Below are 18,384 nucleotides of genomic sequence, written 5' to 3'. Positions count from 1 at the left end.
GATGAACGAGAATAAGACGAAGAACGTGAAACCAAGAGGGCAGAGGCGTCACTTGCAGAAGATGTCCTGTCTACTCTTATTCCTATTGTTTGCTTTTACAGCAACGGGGTGTATGTATCAATCCCAGAGTAATCCCGACCCCAAAATAGCTTATAGGGAAAGCGTAAGCCGTATTCAAACTGCGGTAGAAGCATTCCAACAGGATCAGGGGATTTTGCCCATGGTTAATGCAGATATAGAAACACCGAAATACGAAAAATTCAGAGTAGATCTGTCCAAGCTGAAACAGCAGGGGTATCTGGATGAAATACCCGGCACTGCGTTTGAAAGCGGTGGGAGCGCTTACTTTCTCATTCAGGATGAAGAAGTGAAACCAACTGTCAAAGTTATGGATCTTCAAACCGTGCAGAAAGTAAATGATGTGCAGCGAATGGTCAACCAGTACAAGTCCGTACATAACAATCAACTACCAAGTGGAGAAGAATTGTATCCGGGTCTATACGCTGTAGATATGGAACAAGCCGCACAGGCTGGTGCCCCAGCGGTTACACTGAATAGTGTATATTCGGGTCAGGAACTTCCTTTCATGATGGATGACGAGGGCAATGTCTATGTGGATTATGCTTTTGACATTATGCAGGCTGTTGAGAAGTCCGATAATGCTCCGACAAAAGTGGAAGATATGCGTGAATTCTTGCTGGAGCATTCTTATTTTGTTCCTGTAAAATCGATCGCCTACACCTGGCAGAATAACATCCCGGTTGCAACAAAGTAATAATAAGCGTTAATTTGATTCGAATGCATGCAATCCAATGATTGTCTTTAAGGTAAAGAAGAGATATTCCGCATCACGGGATATCTCTTCTTGTATGTTTGTTTATAGTTCACAGTATATCGTCCATGAGCTATATTGAGATCACTTTATTCAGACCTCGACTTTATAACTCAATTCAAGTTCATCTCCGGGTAATCCCCGAATACCCCAATGACTGCGCGGTGTTTCAAATATGGTTATCTCCACATCATTAGGCGACAATTTCAACTGTTCATTTATTCGTATGAATAATTGATGAATGAGTTCTTTTTTAACTTGATCTGTTCGGCCTTCGAACATGCTGATTTCAATAATAGTATAATCGGCTGAACGATCAGAGGGAAAAAGAAAATCATCCGTCTCCATGGGAAAGTAACGATGAAACTTTTTGTTCTCCGGTAACCCCACAACATCTACCATAACGGAGTGTATGACTTGCGAAAGCTCCGCTTTCAACGGGTTCAAGTGCTCGCCTAGTCCATATACTTTGATTTGTGCCACGCTCATCTCACCTTTCTCAGCTCATTATCTATGCTCTTCTCTGCTAATAATACCTTACCCTCACAGTATACCTTCTGTACGGCTTGAGCGGTACCGCGAAAACCAAATCAACGAACCGGCATAAAAGCCTCAGCACGCTCATAAAGTAGATTGTAATAAAGACGCGCAGTCCGAGAGCGGGGCGATTCTCTTAAGGCAGCTACCTTGAGAAAAAAACAAAAATACGCGTCATAATGCTGCATACGGATACATAAGATGATACTAGTCCAATTGCATGTACGAGTTAACGCCGCTTTCGCCGGTTTCATCAGAATGCAACGTTCGGCGGCGGACGACTTCCGGGCACTCACAAAGGCGGCTCTACCGTTGCAGGGATTTCAGTCTTCTGATTGAAAAAACGAAGCGGATGCTCTTTAGCATTTTTCCTTCGGAGTAATTTAGGGAGGGGATTTCATTGGAGAAAGTGGACATTTTTAAGGACATTGCCGAGCGGACCGGAGGGGATATCTATCTCGGGGTTGTCGGCGCAGTCCGGACAGGTAAATCAACATTTATCAAACGTTTCATGGAAACGATTGTACTGCCAAACATCACAAACGAGGCAGACCGCGGAAGGGCAGTAGATGAACTGCCACAGAGCGCAGCTGGCAAAACAATCATGACTACGGAGCCCAAATTCGTACCGAATAACGCGGTTCAAATCAAGGTCGCCGAGGGACTTGATGTCAATGTGCGCCTTGTGGATTGTGTAGGTTACGCAGTGGAAGGTGCCAAGGGATACGAGGATGAGAATGGACCACGCATGATCTCTACGCCTTGGTTCGAAGAACCGATTCCTTTCCAGGAAGCTGCCGAAATTGGTACACGCAAAGTCATTCAGGAGCATTCCACATTGGGTGTGGTGGTGACAACAGATGGCACGATCGCTGAGATTGCCCGGAGTTCCTATGTGGAATCAGAGGAACGCGTCATAGCCGAACTGAAGGAAGTAGGCAAACCGTTTGTATTAGTGATCAACTCGACTCGCCCTCGCAGTGAAGAAGCGCTGCAATTGCGCAGTGAGCTTGCTGCCAAGTATGACATTCCGGTTATGACACTCAGTGCAGCTACAATGACCGAAGATGATGTGACAGGTGTACTTCGCGAAGTGCTGTATGAGTTCCCAGTACATGAAGTGAATGTGAATTTGCCGAGCTGGGTGATGGTGCTGAATGAAAATCACTGGCTGCGCAGCAACTATGAAAATTCCGTTCGCGACACGGTTAAGGATATCCGCAGGCTGCGTGACGTGGATCGGGTTGTTGCTCAGTTCATGGAATATGAATTCATCGACCGAGCCGGTCTGAGTGGCATGAACATGGGGCAAGGTGTGGCAGAAATTGATCTGTATGCACCGGATGAATTATATGATCAGATCCTCGTGGAAGTTGTTGGTATTGAGATTCGAGGCAAGGATCATCTGCTGCAACTGATGCAGGAATTCTCCCATGCGAAGAGGGAGTATGATCGCTTTGCTGAGGCCCTGGAGATGGTCAAAACGACTGGCTACGGCATTGCGGCTCCATCCCTCGCTGAAATGGCACTGGATGAACCAGAACTCATCCGGCAGGGTACCAAATTCGGCGTCCGCCTGAAAGCAACCGCACCATCCATTCACATGATCCGTGTCGATGTGGAATCGGAGTTTGCACCGATTATCGGAACGGAGAAACAGAGTGAGGAACTTGTGAGGTACTTGATGCAGGACTTCGAGAACGATCCAATCAAGGTATGGGATTCAGATATGTTCGGTCGTTCGCTGCATTCCATCGTGAGAGAAGGCATTCAGGGTAAAATTGCAATGATGCCAGATAACGCACGATACAAATTGCAAGAGACACTGGGACGCATCATTAACGAAGGTTCAGGTGGATTAATTGCCATAATTCTGTAAGTCCAAAAGGCCGTAGGGGTAACCCTCGCGGTCTTTTTCTTGTTTTATTTTCATGATTCTGGATGAACTGGATAAGATGCTTTAGTTTCGAATAAAAACTTAGTGAGTTTTAGCTTTAAATTGCTAAAACCCATTTACATACTAGGGATTAGCCGTTATATTAATATTCAACTATTGTGATCGAGATCACAGAGAGTGTGAACAGGGGGAGAAAGAGATGAGAGGGAAAAATACAAAATGGGTATGGTTGAGTGTGTTGCTTGTATTTACACTAGCGCTGTCCGCTTGCGGAATTAAAAAAGAACCTGCTTCAACTACAGCTTCCGGCGCAGCAGAGGACAAGCCTCAAACCGAAGCAGTAACAGGTCCACTTAGCGGAAAACGAATTGCACTGATTATGGAATTTAACACAGGTACGTTCTCACAACAATACGTTCAAGGCGTTAAAGAAGAAATCGAAAAATTCGGAGGACAACTGACTACGTTTGTCGCCGATAATGATAAAGCCAAAATGGTATCGCTGCTCGATAGCGCAATTAATCAGAAATTCGATGCCATTCTGACGGATCACGGGGATTCCCTACTGGAGCCTGGTGTGAAAAAAGCAGTAGAACAAAATATCCCGGTTGTTGTGTTCGATGCAGACATTAGTGTTCCAGGAGCAACAGTGTTGTCCCAAGATGATCAGAAGATGGCTGAACTTACGCTGGAGCAAATGAAAAAAGATATTAACGGACAAGGCAATATCGTAAAAGTATGGGTTGCCGGGTTTGCACCAATGGAACGTCGTCAAGTTGCCTATGGCAAGTTCCTGAAAGAGAATCCGGACATTAAGGAGATTGCAACGTTTGGTTCAGCACAGAACCCGGCGCTGGATACACAAGCCAAAATGGAAGCGATCCTGAAACAATATCCAAAAGGTGAAATCACGGCGGTATGGACTGCATGGGATGAGTTCGCTAAAGGTGCAGCGCGTGCCATCCAGCAAGCTGGACGTGACGAGATCAAGGTATATGGTATTGATATGAGTGATGAAGATTTGCAGATGATCCAGGATCCGAAAAACCCATGGGTAGCTTCTGCAGCGGTTGATCCAACAGACATTGGACGTGTTCAGGTTCGATATGCATACCAGAAGCTGAACGGGGACGAGACAGAGGATCAAGTGGTTCTCAACCCGGTTTATGTACAGCGTGATGCACTGCCTGACAAACAAATCTCCACCTCAGAGCTGTCCGAGTATGTTGAGGGCTGGGGAGGAAGTACACAGGGAATTAAGGATTGGATGTCGGAATACGGAGTTACTGCCAAATAAAACAGCGTAACGGAGGCGCGCCGCAAGGCGCGCTTTTTCCAACCATGATGAAAAAACTACATGAGAAAAGTGATACTCCCAGAGGGGAGCGATTGGAGGTTGGCGTCATGAGTACTGCATCGATTCTGCTTCAAATGAAACATGTCCACAAGCAGTTTGCAGGCATTCCTGCACTGAAAGATGTGGAGTTCTCCGTCAAAGGCGGGGAAATTCATGCGCTGCTTGGTGCGAATGGTGCTGGCAAGAGCACATTGATGAAAATTCTGTCTGGTGCCTATCAACTGGACCAGGGCACCATCCAATTAAATGGGCAAACGCTTCATCTGAATTCACCAGGAGATGCCAAAGCGAGTGGAATTCACTGTGTGTACCAGGAGGTGGATGCTGCGCTGGTTCCCCAATTGACAGCGGCCGAGAACATTATGCTGGATCAATTGGCGTCGCCTGGCGGAGGTTGGTGGAAAAGTCCGCGGAAATTGCAACAGCGTGCGGCTGAAGCTTTGCAGCAATTAGGAGCGGATATATCCGCTCACAAAAAAGTAGCCGACCTGACACTCGCGGAGAAACAGATGATTCTGCTCGCACGTATCCTGATTCAGGATGCCAAGGTCATTATTTTTGATGAACCAACTGCACCGCTGAGCCAGGAAGAAACAGATGCCTTTTTCCGAATCGTTCATTTATTGAAAGAACGTGGAGTGGCATGTATTTTTATTACGCACCGTCTTCCTGAAGTTACAAGTCACTGTGACCGCGTTACCGTTATGAGAGATGGACAACATGTGTTCACGCGTGAGGCAAAAGAGCTTACGATTAATGATTTGGTGACGCAGATGCTCGGAAAACCGTTTGAGGAAGAGTTCCCCAAGACAGAAGCACCGGTAGGTGAAGTGCTGCTGGAAGCAAGAGGACTTCGGCGTGGAGTCCGTGTCAAGGGTGTGGATCTCTCTCTTCGTCGAGGTGAAGTGCTTGCTGTCGTAGGGCTTGTAGGTGCAGGGAAAACGGAATGTTCCCGCTTGTTGATTGGTGCAGATCGGCTGGAAAGTGGAGAGATTCGGCTTAACAATCGTGAAATTCGTCTTTCCCAACCTGCTGATGCTGCGGCTCTGGGCATTGTCTCCGTACCTGAGGAACGGCGGAAACAAGGGATTCTGATTGAGGAAAACGTGGAACGGAATTTGAGCCTGCCTTTGCTTGGACATCTTAGTAGATTGGGCTTTGTAAGTCGAAAGCGAGAGCGAGAGAATGCGGAGTCTTTAGTGCAGCAGCTCGGTATCAAAACATCGTCAGTACGGCAGGAAGTGAAGTATTTAAGCGGTGGCAATCAGCAAAAGGTGGCCATTGGCAAATGGCTGAATGCGGATGCAGACGTCTTTATCTTTGATGAGCCGACAAAAGGTGTGGATATCGGCGCCAAAAGTGACATCTTTCGCATCATTAACGAACTGGCTTTGGCGGGTAAAGCTGTTATCTATTTCACGTGTGAACTGGATGAAGGACTGGGCATTGGCGATCGGATTGCAGTCATGTGTGAAGGGACAATTGTAAAGGAATTCAAACGGGGCGAGACTAACCAAGAACAGCTGCTATACTATGCAAGCGGTGGACAAGAGGTGGAAGCATGAAGGATAAATCATTGGATTTTGCGTTCCGTTATGGCGCGATTATCGTAATTATTGGTGTTATAGCATTTTTCGGTATTAAGTTGCCTTATTTCTTTACGTACAGTAACTTGACCGATATTTTGGGTTCAATCTCTATCGTGACATTTGTGGCGATTGGTGTTACCTTATCTCTCATTGTAGATGGATTTGATCTTTCGGTGGGGGCAACCGTCTCGCTGACTACTGTCGTTACCGCTTCATTAATGATTTGGTATCAGCAGCCGCTTGCAGTTGTCATTATCGTCCCACTGATCATTGGGGCTGTAATTGGATGGCTTAATTCCTTGCTAATTGTGAAACTCCGTATTCCGGATCTGCTGGCTACACTTGCCACGATGTACATTATCGGTGGAATTCACAAAACGTATGCTCAAGGATACACGATCTATAACCATATGCAGTTTCCAGACGGAAGCAAGGCTGCCGGAGAAATGGACCCCACATTTCTGCAGCTTGGGCAGGGAAAATGGCTGGGAATGCCGATTTCCGTCATCCTGCTGCTCATTGCAGTTATCGGTGTGCATATCTTTTTGACGTATACGAAGTATGGGCGCCAGATGTACGTTACGGGGGGCAATGAAGAAGCGGCACGCCTATCCGGTATCAAGGTGAAAAAGGTGCGTACACTCGCCTATGTAGCTGCTGGAGTGTTTGCTGCAATTGGCGGTATTATCTATGCATCTAAAGTGGGTTCTGGGCAAATTGATGCGGGTTCACCGTTGTTAATGGAATCCGTGGCCGCTGTGTTTGTCGGATTCTCCGTATTTGGTGCAGGTAAACCAAACGTGATCGGAACATTCATAGGCTCGGTTCTAATTGGTGTACTGGTGAACGGTTTGACTATGATGAATGTTCAATATTTCACTCATGATATTGTAAAAGGTGGGGTACTCGTGCTTGCCCTGGCGGTTACATTTTACGTGTTAAACCGCAACCGCACTTGAAATTGTGTGCTGTCTGTATTAGTATAAAATTTGTTCGGCGTCTGAAACAACCTTTGTTTCAGGCGACATTCTGCCAGAAATGACTGTTGACCGAAGGCCGAGATTTCTGTTCATCACGCTCAAGATGTACGTAGATTTTTTGTGTATGAACGTATATTTCGCTATAAAACGGAAACACAGTATAACATTCAGGACATTGATTCAGGAGGTGAAAAAACAAATGAACAAATCAGACTTGATTACACACGTGTCCGAAGCGACTGAATTGTCCAAAAAGGATGTAACGAAAGCGGTTGATGCCGTATTCGAAGCAATCTCTGAGGCTCTTCAAAGCGGAGACAAAGTACAATTGGTTGGTTTTGGGAACTTCGAAGTTCGCGAGCGCTCTGCACGTAAAGGACGCAACCCGCAAACAGGTGAAGAAATCGAAATTCCTGCGAGCAAAATTCCTGCATTCAAACCAGGTAAAGCGCTCAAAGACGGAATTAAATAAGATTTCTACATATTCCATATGTCGACAAAAAGACCGTGACTTGTTCACGGCCTTTTCTTTTGTCCTTTAATTAATTTTCTTCCTGCCATCTTGCGATTCCGGATCATCCGGTTGCTGGGCATAGGCAATCAGAATAAGTTCTTCTCCAGCGGCTGCGGACAGATGCTGTTCGGTTTCTTTTAACTGGTGAATATGCTCGTCTGTCAGTGCTGCGGGAATGTACTTCATAGAGACTCTCCTTTCTGTGGCTGGATCACTTGTAGTATGACCTGGGAGTAACAGATTATTGCGCTCCATTCACATAAGGGCTGGTTGACAAATGAAACAATATTTATCATCATTAACGCTATTGAACAAGGAGAGGGGATGTGCGTGATGGATCATCCAACCGGCAGTGATTATATCGTAATTAAGGCGGAGGAGAACGGTGTTCAGGTGATTGGCTTAACCCGGGGTCAGGATACCCGCTTCCACCATACGGAGAAACTGGATAAGGGAGAAGTCATGTTTGCCCAGTTTACCAATCATACTTCCGCCATTAAAATCCGTGGAAAAGCTACCCTGATTACAAAGCATGGCCAGATTCAGTCGGAATAATGAAAATTGCAGGCATAGCCTGCTTTTTTTCATTGTACAATGAGGTATGAGCCTTTACCGGACAGACTACACTAACAGGTAAGGGCAGGGAGGCATTTATGAAACCGCGGATGATCGTGACTGCTTCACTGCTGGCAACGGTTGCGGCGGTCCTTCTGCTTGTTGCCATACAAACCTTACATATGCGTACCTGGGGCGGTGAAAACGTACAACCCGTTTCTGCGGCGCAGCATCCTGTCCAGCTGACAGAAGACAATCTGGTGGATGTGCTGAGCACCATGAAATTATCGACACCCATTGCCAGGGTGGAGTGGAAACAATCCATTTTGACGCTTGATCTAAAGGTTACCGGAACCAGCACAAGTTACACTGAAATCTATGGCAATATGGCCGCTGTGGCAGATCTGGGCTTTCGAAGTCTCGATAACGTGGAACAGGTGATGCTGCGTGTTATGGCAGAGGATGAATGGCTTCACAAAAGACATCTGTTGCTCGCTGCCGATTTTCGACGTGGGGAATGGCCGATGTATGCAATCGAAACGCTTCGAGACTGGAATAGTCCGATCCTCTCGGACGAATTGAAGGACTGGTTTCACATGATGGAGACCGAACTTTGGAAGAAGCAATTCGAAATGTCAAGTCAGGGGTAATAGAATAGCATGATTCAGTGCGTGCCCGATAAACATATGCTATAATATATAAGATTGTAGTGCAGAAATGGTTTAACAATGCAAAGGCTCGGAGGCTGAGAATGAATTCATATCGCGTACCCCAACTAGCAAAGAAATATACGGATTACGACATGATTCGACAACATACGGAAATCCCATCATTTCCGGATAGCCGGGCTCGTCTGCTGCAGGTATTTGTGGGCCGCACAGACGAAAAGGTTCATGATGAGCTATACGCTCTTGCAACCTCGCTCGTTCAGTTGGCCATGGATACGCATGATCGAATCGATACGATATCCGGAGAGCGTAGAGAACTGGAGATGCGCTCACGCCAGCTGAACGTGCTTGCCGGAGATTATTTCAGTAGCCGTTTCTATCAGTTGCTTGCCCATGCAGGCAAAATTGAAATGATCGGTAAACTTAGTGGTGCTGTATCCGAAGTGAATGCACGCAAGATGACGCTGTATGAACGGATGAAAAAGCTTCTCGTTTCGGCTGAAGAATACTTGCGTGAAACAGTACAGCTGAAGATGCAGCTGTTTCTTTCTTTTACAGGCATGATCCGCGATAACGAAGCTTCGCTATGGAACGATCTGTTGGCCGAATTCAGCTACTGCGAGGCAATTATGGTAGAGCTGCGTCGGATGAATGACGAACAGAGTTTTTATCACAGTTATGCTTTCTGGCATATTTACGAGTACGGTAATGACGATGAGCGGAAAATGCTGCGTCAGTCCGAGCCGGATACAAGAGCATGGAGCGGTATGGTGCTGAAGTATCGGATCGGCGAGTTTTTGCTGGACAAGCTTCGTGAGTGTACACACCGTATACAACTGTTGCTGCAAGACGAGGAAGATCAACTGGGTCTGCATGAGATCAATGCAATCCTGGAACCTTACCTGACGTATTTGCAGCCTTCACATGCGGCAGTTAGGGAAGATTGAGGGGGAGACAGACGAATGGGGAGCGGAGAGACCAAACCTAAAGAAGAATTTGTCCATTCTGTTTTTCAGAGTATAGCTGGTAAATATGACGTCATGAATGATATTCTGAGTTTCCGCAGACACAAGGCTTGGCGTAAATTTACCATGAAGAAAATGAATATGTCCAAAGGCGATACCGGTCTCGATTTGTGCTGCGGCACGTGTGACTGGACACTTGCCATGGCTCAGGCAAGTGAAACGGGTCACATGCATGGACTTGATTTTAGCAGCAATATGCTGGAAGTTGGACAGACCAAAGTTGATGCTGTAAACCGTCAGAAACAGATCACGCTGGTTCAAGGCAATGCGATGTCACTTCCCTTTGAAGACAATTCATTTGATTATGTCACCATTGGATTTGGTCTGCGCAATGTACCGGATCTCAGACAGGTTCTGTCAGAGATGAAGCGTGTAGTGAAGCCGGGAGGCATGGTAGTTTGTCTGGAGTTGTCTAAGCCGACATGGCAACCATTCAAAGCTATTTATTATTTTTATTTCGAACAACTATTACCGAACATTGCCAAATTGTTTGCCAAACGTTATGAGCAGTATAAATGGCTGCCGGACTCACTGGCACTTTTTCCAGGTAGGAAGGAACTGGCCGACATTTTTGCAGAAACCGGATTAAAGCAAGTGCAGGCCTATCCTCTGACCGGAGGTATTGCGGCATTGCATATTGGAACCAAGGAGAATCAGCATGTTTAGGAAAATTCGCATCTTTTTAGAAATGATTAAGATTGAACATACGCTTTTTGCATTACCTTTTGCATTTATGGGGGCCATTCTCGGTTCCATGGTAGTGAATGATACATTCCCGACCTGGATGCAGATTATGTGGGTATTACTGGCTATGATTGGTGCAAGAAGCGCTGCTTTTGGCTTGAACCGCATGATTGACCAGGCCATAGACAAGAAAAATCCACGTACCGCGATGAGAGCAATTCCGGCCGGTTTGTTGAAAAACGGTGAGGTCGTTATTTTTATCATAGTATCATTTGTGCTCTTGTTCTGGGCCTCATCCAACCTTAACGTGTTATCCATGCAGCTGCTGCCGATAGCTGTATTTATGCTGGTATTGTATTCATATACCAAACGTTTCACCTGGTTGTGCCACGTAGTTCTGGGTATGACCATTGGTCTGGCTCCACTTGGGGGTTGGGTAGCGGTAACGGGTACGATGGATTGGACAGCGATTGTACTGTACGTTACGATTGTGTTCTGGACTGCAGGATTCGATATCATCTATGCATGTCAGGATCTGGATTTTGATCAGGGCGAGGGACTTCATTCCATACCTTCCCGTTTTGGTCTTAACAAATCATTGCAGATCGCAAAGTTCTTTCACGTGATTACCGCAATCGGTTTTCTTGCTTTGTTATTGTTGACCGATCTGAGCTGGTGGTATGGAGCCGGAATGTTGATTACTTATGGTATTCTCTTCTATGAACACTATATTGTATCGCCAAATGACATGAGCCGGGTACAAACCGCATTCTTTACAATGAACAGTGTGCTCAGCCTGGTTGTATTTACGTTTACTTTAATTGATCTGGCGGTGAAATAAAGATGCAGCAGCCGGACAATAAACGACTAGTTGTCGGAATTACCGGGGCCAGTGGAAGTATATATGGCATTAGATTAATTGAAACGCTGCTTGATCTTGAGTACACCGTGCATCTGGTGATCTCCAATGCCGGGTGGCGTGTATTAAAAGAAGAAATGGACTGGGATGTTACGAATCGGGACCGCGTGCTGGAAGAAAAATTCGGCAACCGTGCGGGTTCCCTGCTCTATCATCCCGTTAGTGATATTGGTGCTTCCATCGCAAGTGGTTCTTTCTTGGCAGAAGGCATGATTATAATGCCTTGCTCCATGGGCACTCTTTCATCGATTGCACAAGGGTCGTCGGACAATCTGATGTCCCGGGCTGCTGATGTCATGATGAAAGAGGGAAGAACGCTGATTTTGGTGCCACGTGAGACGCCACTGCATGCCATCCATCTGGAAAACATGCTGAAGCTCTCACGGCTTGGTGTCCGGATGATACCGGCCATGCCTGCTTTTTATTACAAACCCCAAACGATGGATGAGTTGATTCTGTTTCTGGTGGGCAAAGTGCTTGATAGTCTGCGCATCCCGCATCAACTGTTTACCAGATGGGGAGAACCGGATGAACGGGGATAGCTTCCTAGCTTCCTGCAATTTTGAATCTGCTGACCGAATTGCAGGGGGAATTTGCCGTCCCCCAATCCCGGGGTATTGGTGAGCGCTGATGGTGATGTTTGGATGAACCACAGCCTTGACCCATGCTCCGGCAACTTCTGTACTTATGTTTCAGAACAAGTCGCAGAGTTTAATTCCCGGATGTCGGCCTTGACATTCGAAGAAGATTAGTACGTCTAGAAGAACACAAGCAGGAAAGGCAAGCCCTGGTTTTTCGTTATGCCTGCAGGCCCGACTTGCTGGAGGGGAAGGTAAGCATGGATTTATGGACTGACAATACGCTGACACGGGTGAACGAATGAAACTATTGGATATTTTCGGGTTGTTAAAAAAAGACATGGACTACATTGAAAAAGAGTTGTATCGCAGTGTTCAGGGAGAACAGAAGCTGCTAAGTGAAACGTCGCTTCACCTGCTCAAGGCAGGGGGTAAGCGTTTGCGTCCGGTATTTGTGTTACTCGGTGGGAAATTTGGTACATACGACATTGAACGACTGAAGCTGGTAGCGGTTCCGCTGGAACTGATTCATTCGGCTTCTCTGGTTCACGATGATGTTATTGATAATGCTGCAACGCGGAGAGGTAAACCAACGGTGAAGTCCAAATGGGATAATCGGATTGCCATGTACACCGGAGATTACATTTACGGCAAGGCACTTGAGATGACTGCGGGCCTGTCCGATCCGGCGATACACCGTATTCTGGCCAAAGCGATGGTGCAGATGTCCATTGGTGAAATGGAACAAATTCGTGACTTTTTCAATACGGGGCAAAGTGTACGTAACTATCTCTTGCGAATTCGACGCAAAACGGCACTTCTTATTGCTGTCAGCTGCCAGCTGGGGGCGCTTGCTACTCGTGCGCCGGAACATGTATCTTCGTTGCTGTACACCTACGGTTATAATGTGGGTATGGCATTCCAGATTCAGGACGATGTCCTTGATCTGGTTGGGACTGAGAAGCAGCTTGGTAAGCCTCCAGGCAGTGATATGAAGCAGGGAAATATTACGCTGCCTGTACTGTATGCATTGCAGGAAGCCGACTTGCGTGAGCCTTTGCTGGAGGAGATAACCCGCGTTCAGCACGAGGAGGGACGGGCGAGTGCATCCGATGCGATTGGAATGATTCGCCAAAGTCAAGGAATTGCTAAAGCAGAAGCCCTGGCCGACCGATATATGAAGAAAGCGCTCGATGCTCTGGATCAACTGCCTAACATCAAGACCACCAAAAACTTGCGTGATATCGCTCATTTTGTGGTCAAACGTACGCATTAATATGTTTGGGCATTACTCTGCTATGGGTGGAGTCATTCTTGAATGGAGTTCCTCGTTTAGCTGTTCTCACTCAAAAAAAATAACATTCATGTGATATTCCTCATTGGGAGGATTTGGACATGTATGTTACAATCAAAGGGATTACGTTTACATAATGAAATAACTTTGAACCGTGAGTGAGGAGTGAGTCTATGGATCGTACATTTTTGATGGTGAAACCGGATGGTGTGCAGCGTGGATTGATAGGGCGTATCGTTAGCCGTCTGGAAGATAAAGGATTTAAGTTGGTGGCAGGCAAACTGGTGCAGATGTCTGAAGATCAGGCCAAACGCCATTATGCTGAACATGAGGGGAAACCGTTCTTCGATGATCTGGTTCGTTTTATCACATCTGGACCTGTATTTGCTATGGTCTGGGAAGGTGACGACATCGTGGCACTTGCGCGCATCGTAATCGGGAAAACCAATGTGAAGGAAGCGGCTCCGGGTACAATTCGCGGAGATTTCGCCAGCCACACACCGCATAATCTGATTCATGGGGCGGATTCACCGGAAAGCGCCACTCGTGAAGCAGCAAACTTCTTTACTCCGGATGAGCTGGTAACGTACGACAAGAGCATCGCAGCCTGGTTGTAATTTTTTAGCCAGAAGGGTGATACGATGCTGGAGCAGGAACAACTACTAGACCCGGATTACGCCGGATTTATTCGGAAAATCAAAGAGAGCACAGGCATTGATCTTGCTCAATACAAGGAAGGCCAGATGAAAAGACGGCTGACCACACTTCGTAACAAAAACGGATTTCATACGTTTTCTATCTTTTTTGATGCCATGCAAAAGGACAAGTCCCTGTTTTACGAGTTTCTGGACCGAATGACCATTAACGTCTCGGAATTTTGGCGTAACCCTAATCGCTGGGAAGTACTGCGGGATGAAATCCTGCCTGAGTTATTGGGTTCGAAGCGTGGCGTTAAAGTGTGGAGTGCCGCTTGTTCCACAGGCGAAGAACCTTACACTCTGGCGATGATTCTGGACACGATGGGCATTCTGAAAGGAAGCTCCATTACGGCAAGTGACTTGGATGAAGGCGCTCTCGCCAAAGCCAAGGAAGGGCGTTATATGGAACGCTCGCTCAAAGATGTTCCGAAGGAAACGGCCAATCGTTACTTCAAGCAGGATGGCTTGGTGTACCGTATTGATGAACAACTGAAAAGTTCAGTCAAGTTCATGAAGCAAAATCTGTTGCTGGATCGTTTTGACGAAGGGTATGATCTGATTGTGTGCCGAAATGTCATGATCTATTTTACTGAGGAAGCCAAAAACCTGTTGTATCACAAGTTTGCAACAAGTTTGCGTCCAGGTGGTATTTTGTTCGTGGGCAGTACGGAACAAATTTTCTCCCCGGGACAATATGGTCTGGAGACAGCGGAAACATTCTTTTATCGCAAAAAATAATTTCAATTATTTCATAACCGTCTGGCATGCACATGTGAATGTGTCCAGGCGGTTATTTGCATAATGGATGAATGGATATTTCTCAGACACGTCAGAATCTCAATCACTCCCCAATCGAGTCCTATCCATTTCGGACAAGAAACGACCCGCTTTCTTGTCAAAGCCGGTCAGCTATACTATAATAAGCAAAGAAATTATGGGATTTTAGCAATGTGAAGTTTAACAGTTTAAAGGGGGAACGTATTATGAGTTTACGCTATTTAACCGCAGGGGAGACGCACGGACCCCAATTAACCGCAATTATTGAAGGATTGCCAAGCAATCTGAATATTGATTTTGAAGAACTGAATTTTCAGCTTCACCGCCGCCAGAAGGGATACGGCCGTGGACGCCGCATGCAAATTGAGAAGGATCAGGCCAATTTCGTTGGTGGTATCCGTCACGGATATACAACGGGTGCTCCCGTAGCGTTGGTTGTTCAAAATAATGACTGGAAACACTGGCAGAATATTATGAATATTGAGCCGATTGAAGGCAGTGACGAAGAGAAACGTCGCGTTCATCGTCCACGTCCGGGACATGCCGACTTGAATGGTGGGCTCAAATATAACCTGAAAGATTTGCGTAATGTACTGGAACGTTCCAGTGCCCGTGAAACAACGGTGCGTGTAGCATGTGGTGCTATTGCACGTCAATTCCTTGCTGAATTCGGAATCAAAGTAGCTGGACGTGTGTTGCGTATCGGAGAAATCGAAGCTCCTTATCAGGATCTGCCGATCGATGAACTGATCGAAGTGACAGAAGCTTCCTCCGTACGTGTAACTGATGCCGAAACTGAGAAAAAGATGGAAGCCTACATTGATCAGATCAAGCAGGAAGGCGACTCCATCGGAGGAATCGTGGAATGCATCGTTGAAGGGGTGCCTGTAGGGCTTGGTAGCCACGTACAGTATGACCGGAAACTCGATGCACGGATTGCTCAGGGTGTGATGTCCATTAACGCATTCAAGGGTGTGGAAATTGGTATTGGGTTCGAAGCTGGAACGATTCGTGGTTCTCAAGTGCATGATGAAATCGTGCATAGTGAAGAGCGTGGTTATCATCGAGCTACCAACCGTTTGGGCGGATTCGAGGGCGGAATGACTAACGGTATGCCAGTAGTGGTACGTGGAGTTATGAAACCTATTCCTACGTTGTACAAACCGCTTCAAAGTGTGGATATCGATACTAAAGAAGCATTTACTGCTCAGGTCGAGCGTTCTGATGCATGTGCTGTTCCGGCAGCGAGTGTCGTTATGGAGCATGTGGTGGCCTGGGAAATTGCAAAAGCTTTCCTTGAGAAATTTGGTGGAGATTCCATGGAGGAAATCCGAGCGAACTTTGCCAACTACAATAATCAACTGGAGAATTACTAAGATGCGCCAGCTGACAGTGCAGTTGGAGGAGCGCTCTTATCCAATCCTTATTGGCAGCGGCCTGTTGGCTCAAGCACCTCAATATTTTGAGCAATATGGCTTAACCAAAAAAAGCCCCTTACTCATTATTACTGATGAGCATGTGGCACCCAAATACTTGTCCGATCTGGAACAAACACTGCGCACGGCTGGTTTTACAGTCGTCTCCGCAGTTGTTCCATCGGGTGAAACGTCGAAATCCCTTTCGGTATACCAGGATATGATGACTGTCGCCATTGAAGGCAAACTGGATCGCAGTTCGGCGATTGTTGCTCTAGGCGGGGGTGTTGTAGGGGATCTGGCTGGTTTTGTTGCTGCTACATATATGCGTGGAATCAAGTTTGTACAGGTACCTACGACGATCCTGGCGCATGACAGCAGTGTTGGCGGCAAAGTAGCTGTCAATCATCCGCTGGCTAAAAATATGATTGGTGCATTCCATCAGCCAGAGCTGGTACTCTATGATGTGGATACGCTTCAAACCTTACCGCCACGCGATGTCTCGGCTGGTTTGTCAGAAATGCTGAAGCACGGACTAATTCGGGATGAAGCTTTTGCATTCTGGTGTGAGGAGCATGCGGATGAGCTGCTTGCCCTTGATCCAGAGGCCCTGGGATATGGCTTGGAACGAGGATGTGGTATCAAGGCAGAGATTGTCTCACGTGATGAACGGGAAAATGGAGAACGCGCTCTGTTAAACCTGGGTCATACGATTGGTCATGCTATTGAAGCCATTGCCGGTTACGGAGAATTTCTGCATGGTGAAGCCATCTCGATTGGTATGGCGGGCTCGGCATTGCTCGGCGAGAAGTTGGGAGCCCCAGCAGGACTTTATGACGATACGGTTCGCATGTTGCGTTCATTGCGCCTCCCGGTTACGATGCCAAAACATTTGGATACAGATGCATTAATGGATGCAATGATGCACGACAAAAAGTTCCGTGAGGGCCATATGGTCTTCATTATTCCTGACCGGATCGGCGCTGCCAGAATTGTGAAGGATGTACCGGTTACGGCAGTACGCGAAGTCATTGAAATGCTCAAGAAGGGAGATTAAAAGCGATGGTTACTCGGGGAATTCGCGGGGCTACTACGGTCACGCATAATAACGAAGAACATATTTTGAAAGAAACGGCTGTACTATTGCAGGAAATCGTGGATCGTAACGAGATCCAACCCGAAGATATTTGCAGTGTGTGGATTACAATGACTGGAGACCTGGATGCTGCTTTCCCGGCAAAGGCAATTCGCCAGTTGGATGGCTGGGAGCTTGTACCCTTGATGTGTGCGTTGGAAGTTCCGGTTGCAGGCGCCTTGCCGCAGTGCATTCGTTTTATGGTACATGTTAACACTGCAAAAGGTCAAAATGAAATCAACCATGTGTATCTTAACGGTGCACAGTCTCTACGTCCTGATTTGGCGGCACCTTCCAATTCGTAAATTTAGAGTGGTTGTCAAATCATTCGGAATGATGTATAGTGAGAACCAGTTGAGTAGAGTAGAGATTGAGCTGAGAGCAGCTGAGATGAGTGGAGTATATAGCAGAGTCCAGCGGGTGGTAACCGGAGCAACAGAAGCCGGTCAACTGATTCGCGGTACGTCGAGCTACGGAATTATTAGAACAGGATGAAGGAATGCAAACGTGTCTAGCGACATCGTTTTGTTTAGGTATAACACGACGGTTATCCTCATGCATCTCATGAATGAATGAATGAATGAGTGCTATGGGTAAGAAACAGTGTAAGCCGGGACATTTCCTTTGTATATGATGAATTTAAGACTTCTTAATTCATCCATACAACAGTCTGTGTGATAATTCGGTAAGGATGCATGTATAGGGACTTGTTATTTATGAAGCACCAACCTGTTGAAACAGCTTATAACCAAACCTCTACCTGATGGTAGAGGTTTTTTTGTTGTATATTGAATTGTTTCTTCTACCCATATAGGTTCAACTAAACTTTTTACACAAAAACGGAGAGGACAGAAATAACCTGAAGAAGCGGAGCGTTCGCCTTTATCACCGGATTTTCCCTTTAGAAAGAGAATCAAAAAATCTGGGGAT

General features: G+C 46.5%; 21 protein-coding genes. 19 read left to right on the top strand and 2 right to left on the bottom strand.

Annotated features, from left to right (window positions below):
* Nucleotide 1: 1 nt before the first annotated feature.
* On the top strand, nt 2–775 hold the full coding sequence (locus tag RS891_RS20535; protein ID WP_315793042.1) for a hypothetical protein: 774 nt from the start codon (nt 2–4) through the stop codon (nt 773–775).
* Between the two features lie 150 nt (nt 776–925).
* Here the strand turns inward: RS891_RS20535 and RS891_RS20530 are convergent, their stop codons facing one another.
* Complete coding sequence (locus RS891_RS20530) at nt 926–1,315, bottom strand: tautomerase family protein (protein ID WP_315793041.1); 390 nt, start codon at nt 1,313–1,315, stop codon at nt 926–928.
* 454 nt (nt 1,316–1,769) lie between these two features.
* On the opposite strand from RS891_RS20530, the gene spoIVA reads away from it, so the two are divergent.
* The 5 genes from spoIVA (at nt 1,770) to RS891_RS20505 (ending at nt 7,664) form a co-directional block, all read left to right on the top strand.
* Complete coding sequence (spoIVA, locus tag RS891_RS20525) at nt 1,770–3,248, top strand: stage IV sporulation protein A (protein WP_076288931.1); 1,479 nt, start codon at nt 1,770–1,772, stop codon at nt 3,246–3,248.
* A 217-nt stretch (nt 3,249–3,465) separates the two neighbouring features.
* On the top strand, nt 3,466–4,563 hold the full coding sequence (locus tag RS891_RS20520) for a sugar ABC transporter substrate-binding protein (protein ID WP_113051943.1): 1,098 nt from the start codon (nt 3,466–3,468) through the stop codon (nt 4,561–4,563).
* A gap of 107 nt (nt 4,564–4,670) precedes the next feature.
* Nucleotides 4,671–6,188: a sugar ABC transporter ATP-binding protein gene (locus RS891_RS20515; protein ID WP_315793040.1), complete on the top strand. Its 1,518-nt coding sequence runs from the start codon at nt 4,671–4,673 to the stop codon at nt 6,186–6,188.
* Nucleotides 6,185–7,171: an ABC transporter permease gene (locus tag RS891_RS20510; RefSeq protein WP_063566763.1), complete on the top strand. Its 987-nt coding sequence runs from the start codon at nt 6,185–6,187 to the stop codon at nt 7,169–7,171. Before RS891_RS20515 ends, RS891_RS20510 begins: the two co-directional genes overlap by 4 nt.
* Before the next feature lie 220 nt (nt 7,172–7,391).
* Nucleotides 7,392–7,664 carry an HU family DNA-binding protein gene (locus RS891_RS20505; RefSeq protein ID WP_024630670.1) on the top strand — a complete coding sequence of 91 codons (273 nt, stop codon included), beginning with the start codon at nt 7,392–7,394 and terminating at the stop codon, nt 7,662–7,664.
* Between the two features lie 66 nt (nt 7,665–7,730).
* Here RS891_RS20505 and RS891_RS20500 read toward each other — a convergent pair whose 3' ends face one another.
* A complete protein-coding gene (locus RS891_RS20500; RefSeq protein ID WP_181586473.1) occupies nt 7,731–7,892 on the bottom strand; it encodes a hypothetical protein in 162 nt (53 codons plus the stop codon).
* Nucleotides 7,893–8,039: 147 nt separating this feature from the next.
* On the opposite strand from RS891_RS20500, the gene mtrB reads away from it, so the two are divergent.
* The 13 genes from mtrB to RS891_RS20435 all read left to right on the top strand — a co-directional run bounded on the left by mtrB (nt 8,040) and on the right by RS891_RS20435 (nt 17,949).
* Nucleotides 8,040–8,261, top strand: coding sequence for a trp RNA-binding attenuation protein MtrB (mtrB, locus tag RS891_RS20495; RefSeq protein WP_024630669.1), 222 nt, complete (start codon nt 8,040–8,042; stop codon nt 8,259–8,261).
* A 98-nt stretch (nt 8,262–8,359) separates the two neighbouring features.
* Nucleotides 8,360–8,911, top strand: a complete 552-nt coding sequence (locus tag RS891_RS20490; RefSeq protein WP_113051945.1) for a hypothetical protein — start codon at nt 8,360–8,362, stop codon at nt 8,909–8,911.
* Between the two features lie 101 nt (nt 8,912–9,012).
* Nucleotides 9,013–9,876, top strand: a complete 864-nt coding sequence (locus tag RS891_RS20485) for a heptaprenyl diphosphate synthase component 1 (RefSeq protein ID WP_113051946.1) — start codon at nt 9,013–9,015, stop codon at nt 9,874–9,876.
* A gap of 15 nt (nt 9,877–9,891) precedes the next feature.
* On the top strand, nt 9,892–10,620 hold the full coding sequence (locus tag RS891_RS20480; RefSeq protein WP_076288936.1) for a demethylmenaquinone methyltransferase: 729 nt from the start codon (nt 9,892–9,894) through the stop codon (nt 10,618–10,620).
* Nucleotides 10,613–11,479 (top strand): UbiA-like polyprenyltransferase, encoded by an 867-nt coding sequence (locus RS891_RS20475; RefSeq protein WP_063566766.1) that lies wholly within the window; start codon nt 10,613–10,615, stop codon nt 11,477–11,479. Before RS891_RS20480 ends, RS891_RS20475 begins: the two co-directional genes overlap by 8 nt.
* Nucleotides 11,480–11,481: 2 nt before the next feature.
* Nucleotides 11,482–12,099 (top strand): UbiX family flavin prenyltransferase, encoded by a 618-nt coding sequence (locus RS891_RS20470; protein ID WP_113051947.1) that lies wholly within the window; start codon nt 11,482–11,484, stop codon nt 12,097–12,099.
* A 337-nt stretch (nt 12,100–12,436) separates the two neighbouring features.
* On the top strand, nt 12,437–13,411 hold the full coding sequence (locus RS891_RS20465; RefSeq protein WP_113051948.1) for a polyprenyl synthetase family protein: 975 nt from the start codon (nt 12,437–12,439) through the stop codon (nt 13,409–13,411).
* 191 nt (nt 13,412–13,602) lie between these two features.
* Nucleotides 13,603–14,046: a nucleoside-diphosphate kinase gene (gene ndk, locus RS891_RS20460; RefSeq protein WP_063566769.1), complete on the top strand. Its 444-nt coding sequence runs from the start codon at nt 13,603–13,605 to the stop codon at nt 14,044–14,046.
* Nucleotides 14,047–14,070: 24 nt separating this feature from the next.
* Complete coding sequence (locus RS891_RS20455; protein ID WP_113051949.1) at nt 14,071–14,865, top strand: CheR family methyltransferase; 795 nt, start codon at nt 14,071–14,073, stop codon at nt 14,863–14,865.
* A 245-nt stretch (nt 14,866–15,110) separates the two neighbouring features.
* Complete coding sequence (aroC, locus tag RS891_RS20450; protein ID WP_063566771.1) at nt 15,111–16,280, top strand: chorismate synthase; 1,170 nt, start codon at nt 15,111–15,113, stop codon at nt 16,278–16,280.
* 1 nt (nt 16,281) lies between these two features.
* Nucleotides 16,282–17,376 (top strand): 3-dehydroquinate synthase, encoded by a 1,095-nt coding sequence (gene aroB / locus RS891_RS20445; protein ID WP_315793039.1) that lies wholly within the window; start codon nt 16,282–16,284, stop codon nt 17,374–17,376.
* A gap of 5 nt (nt 17,377–17,381) precedes the next feature.
* On the top strand, nt 17,382–17,759 hold the full coding sequence (aroH, locus tag RS891_RS20440; RefSeq protein ID WP_063566773.1) for a chorismate mutase: 378 nt from the start codon (nt 17,382–17,384) through the stop codon (nt 17,757–17,759).
* 49 nt (nt 17,760–17,808) lie between these two features.
* Nucleotides 17,809–17,949, top strand: a complete 141-nt coding sequence (locus tag RS891_RS20435) for a hypothetical protein (protein WP_315793038.1) — start codon at nt 17,809–17,811, stop codon at nt 17,947–17,949.
* Nucleotides 17,950–18,384 lie beyond the last annotated feature (435 nt).

Origin of the sequence: Paenibacillus sp. BIC5C1 (assembly GCF_032399705.1) — a bacterium.
GTDB lineage: Bacteria > Bacillota > Bacilli > Paenibacillales > Paenibacillaceae > Paenibacillus > Paenibacillus taichungensis_A.
The sequence above is the reverse complement of the archived record's forward strand: the minus strand, read 5'-3'. Positions and strand labels throughout refer to the sequence as shown.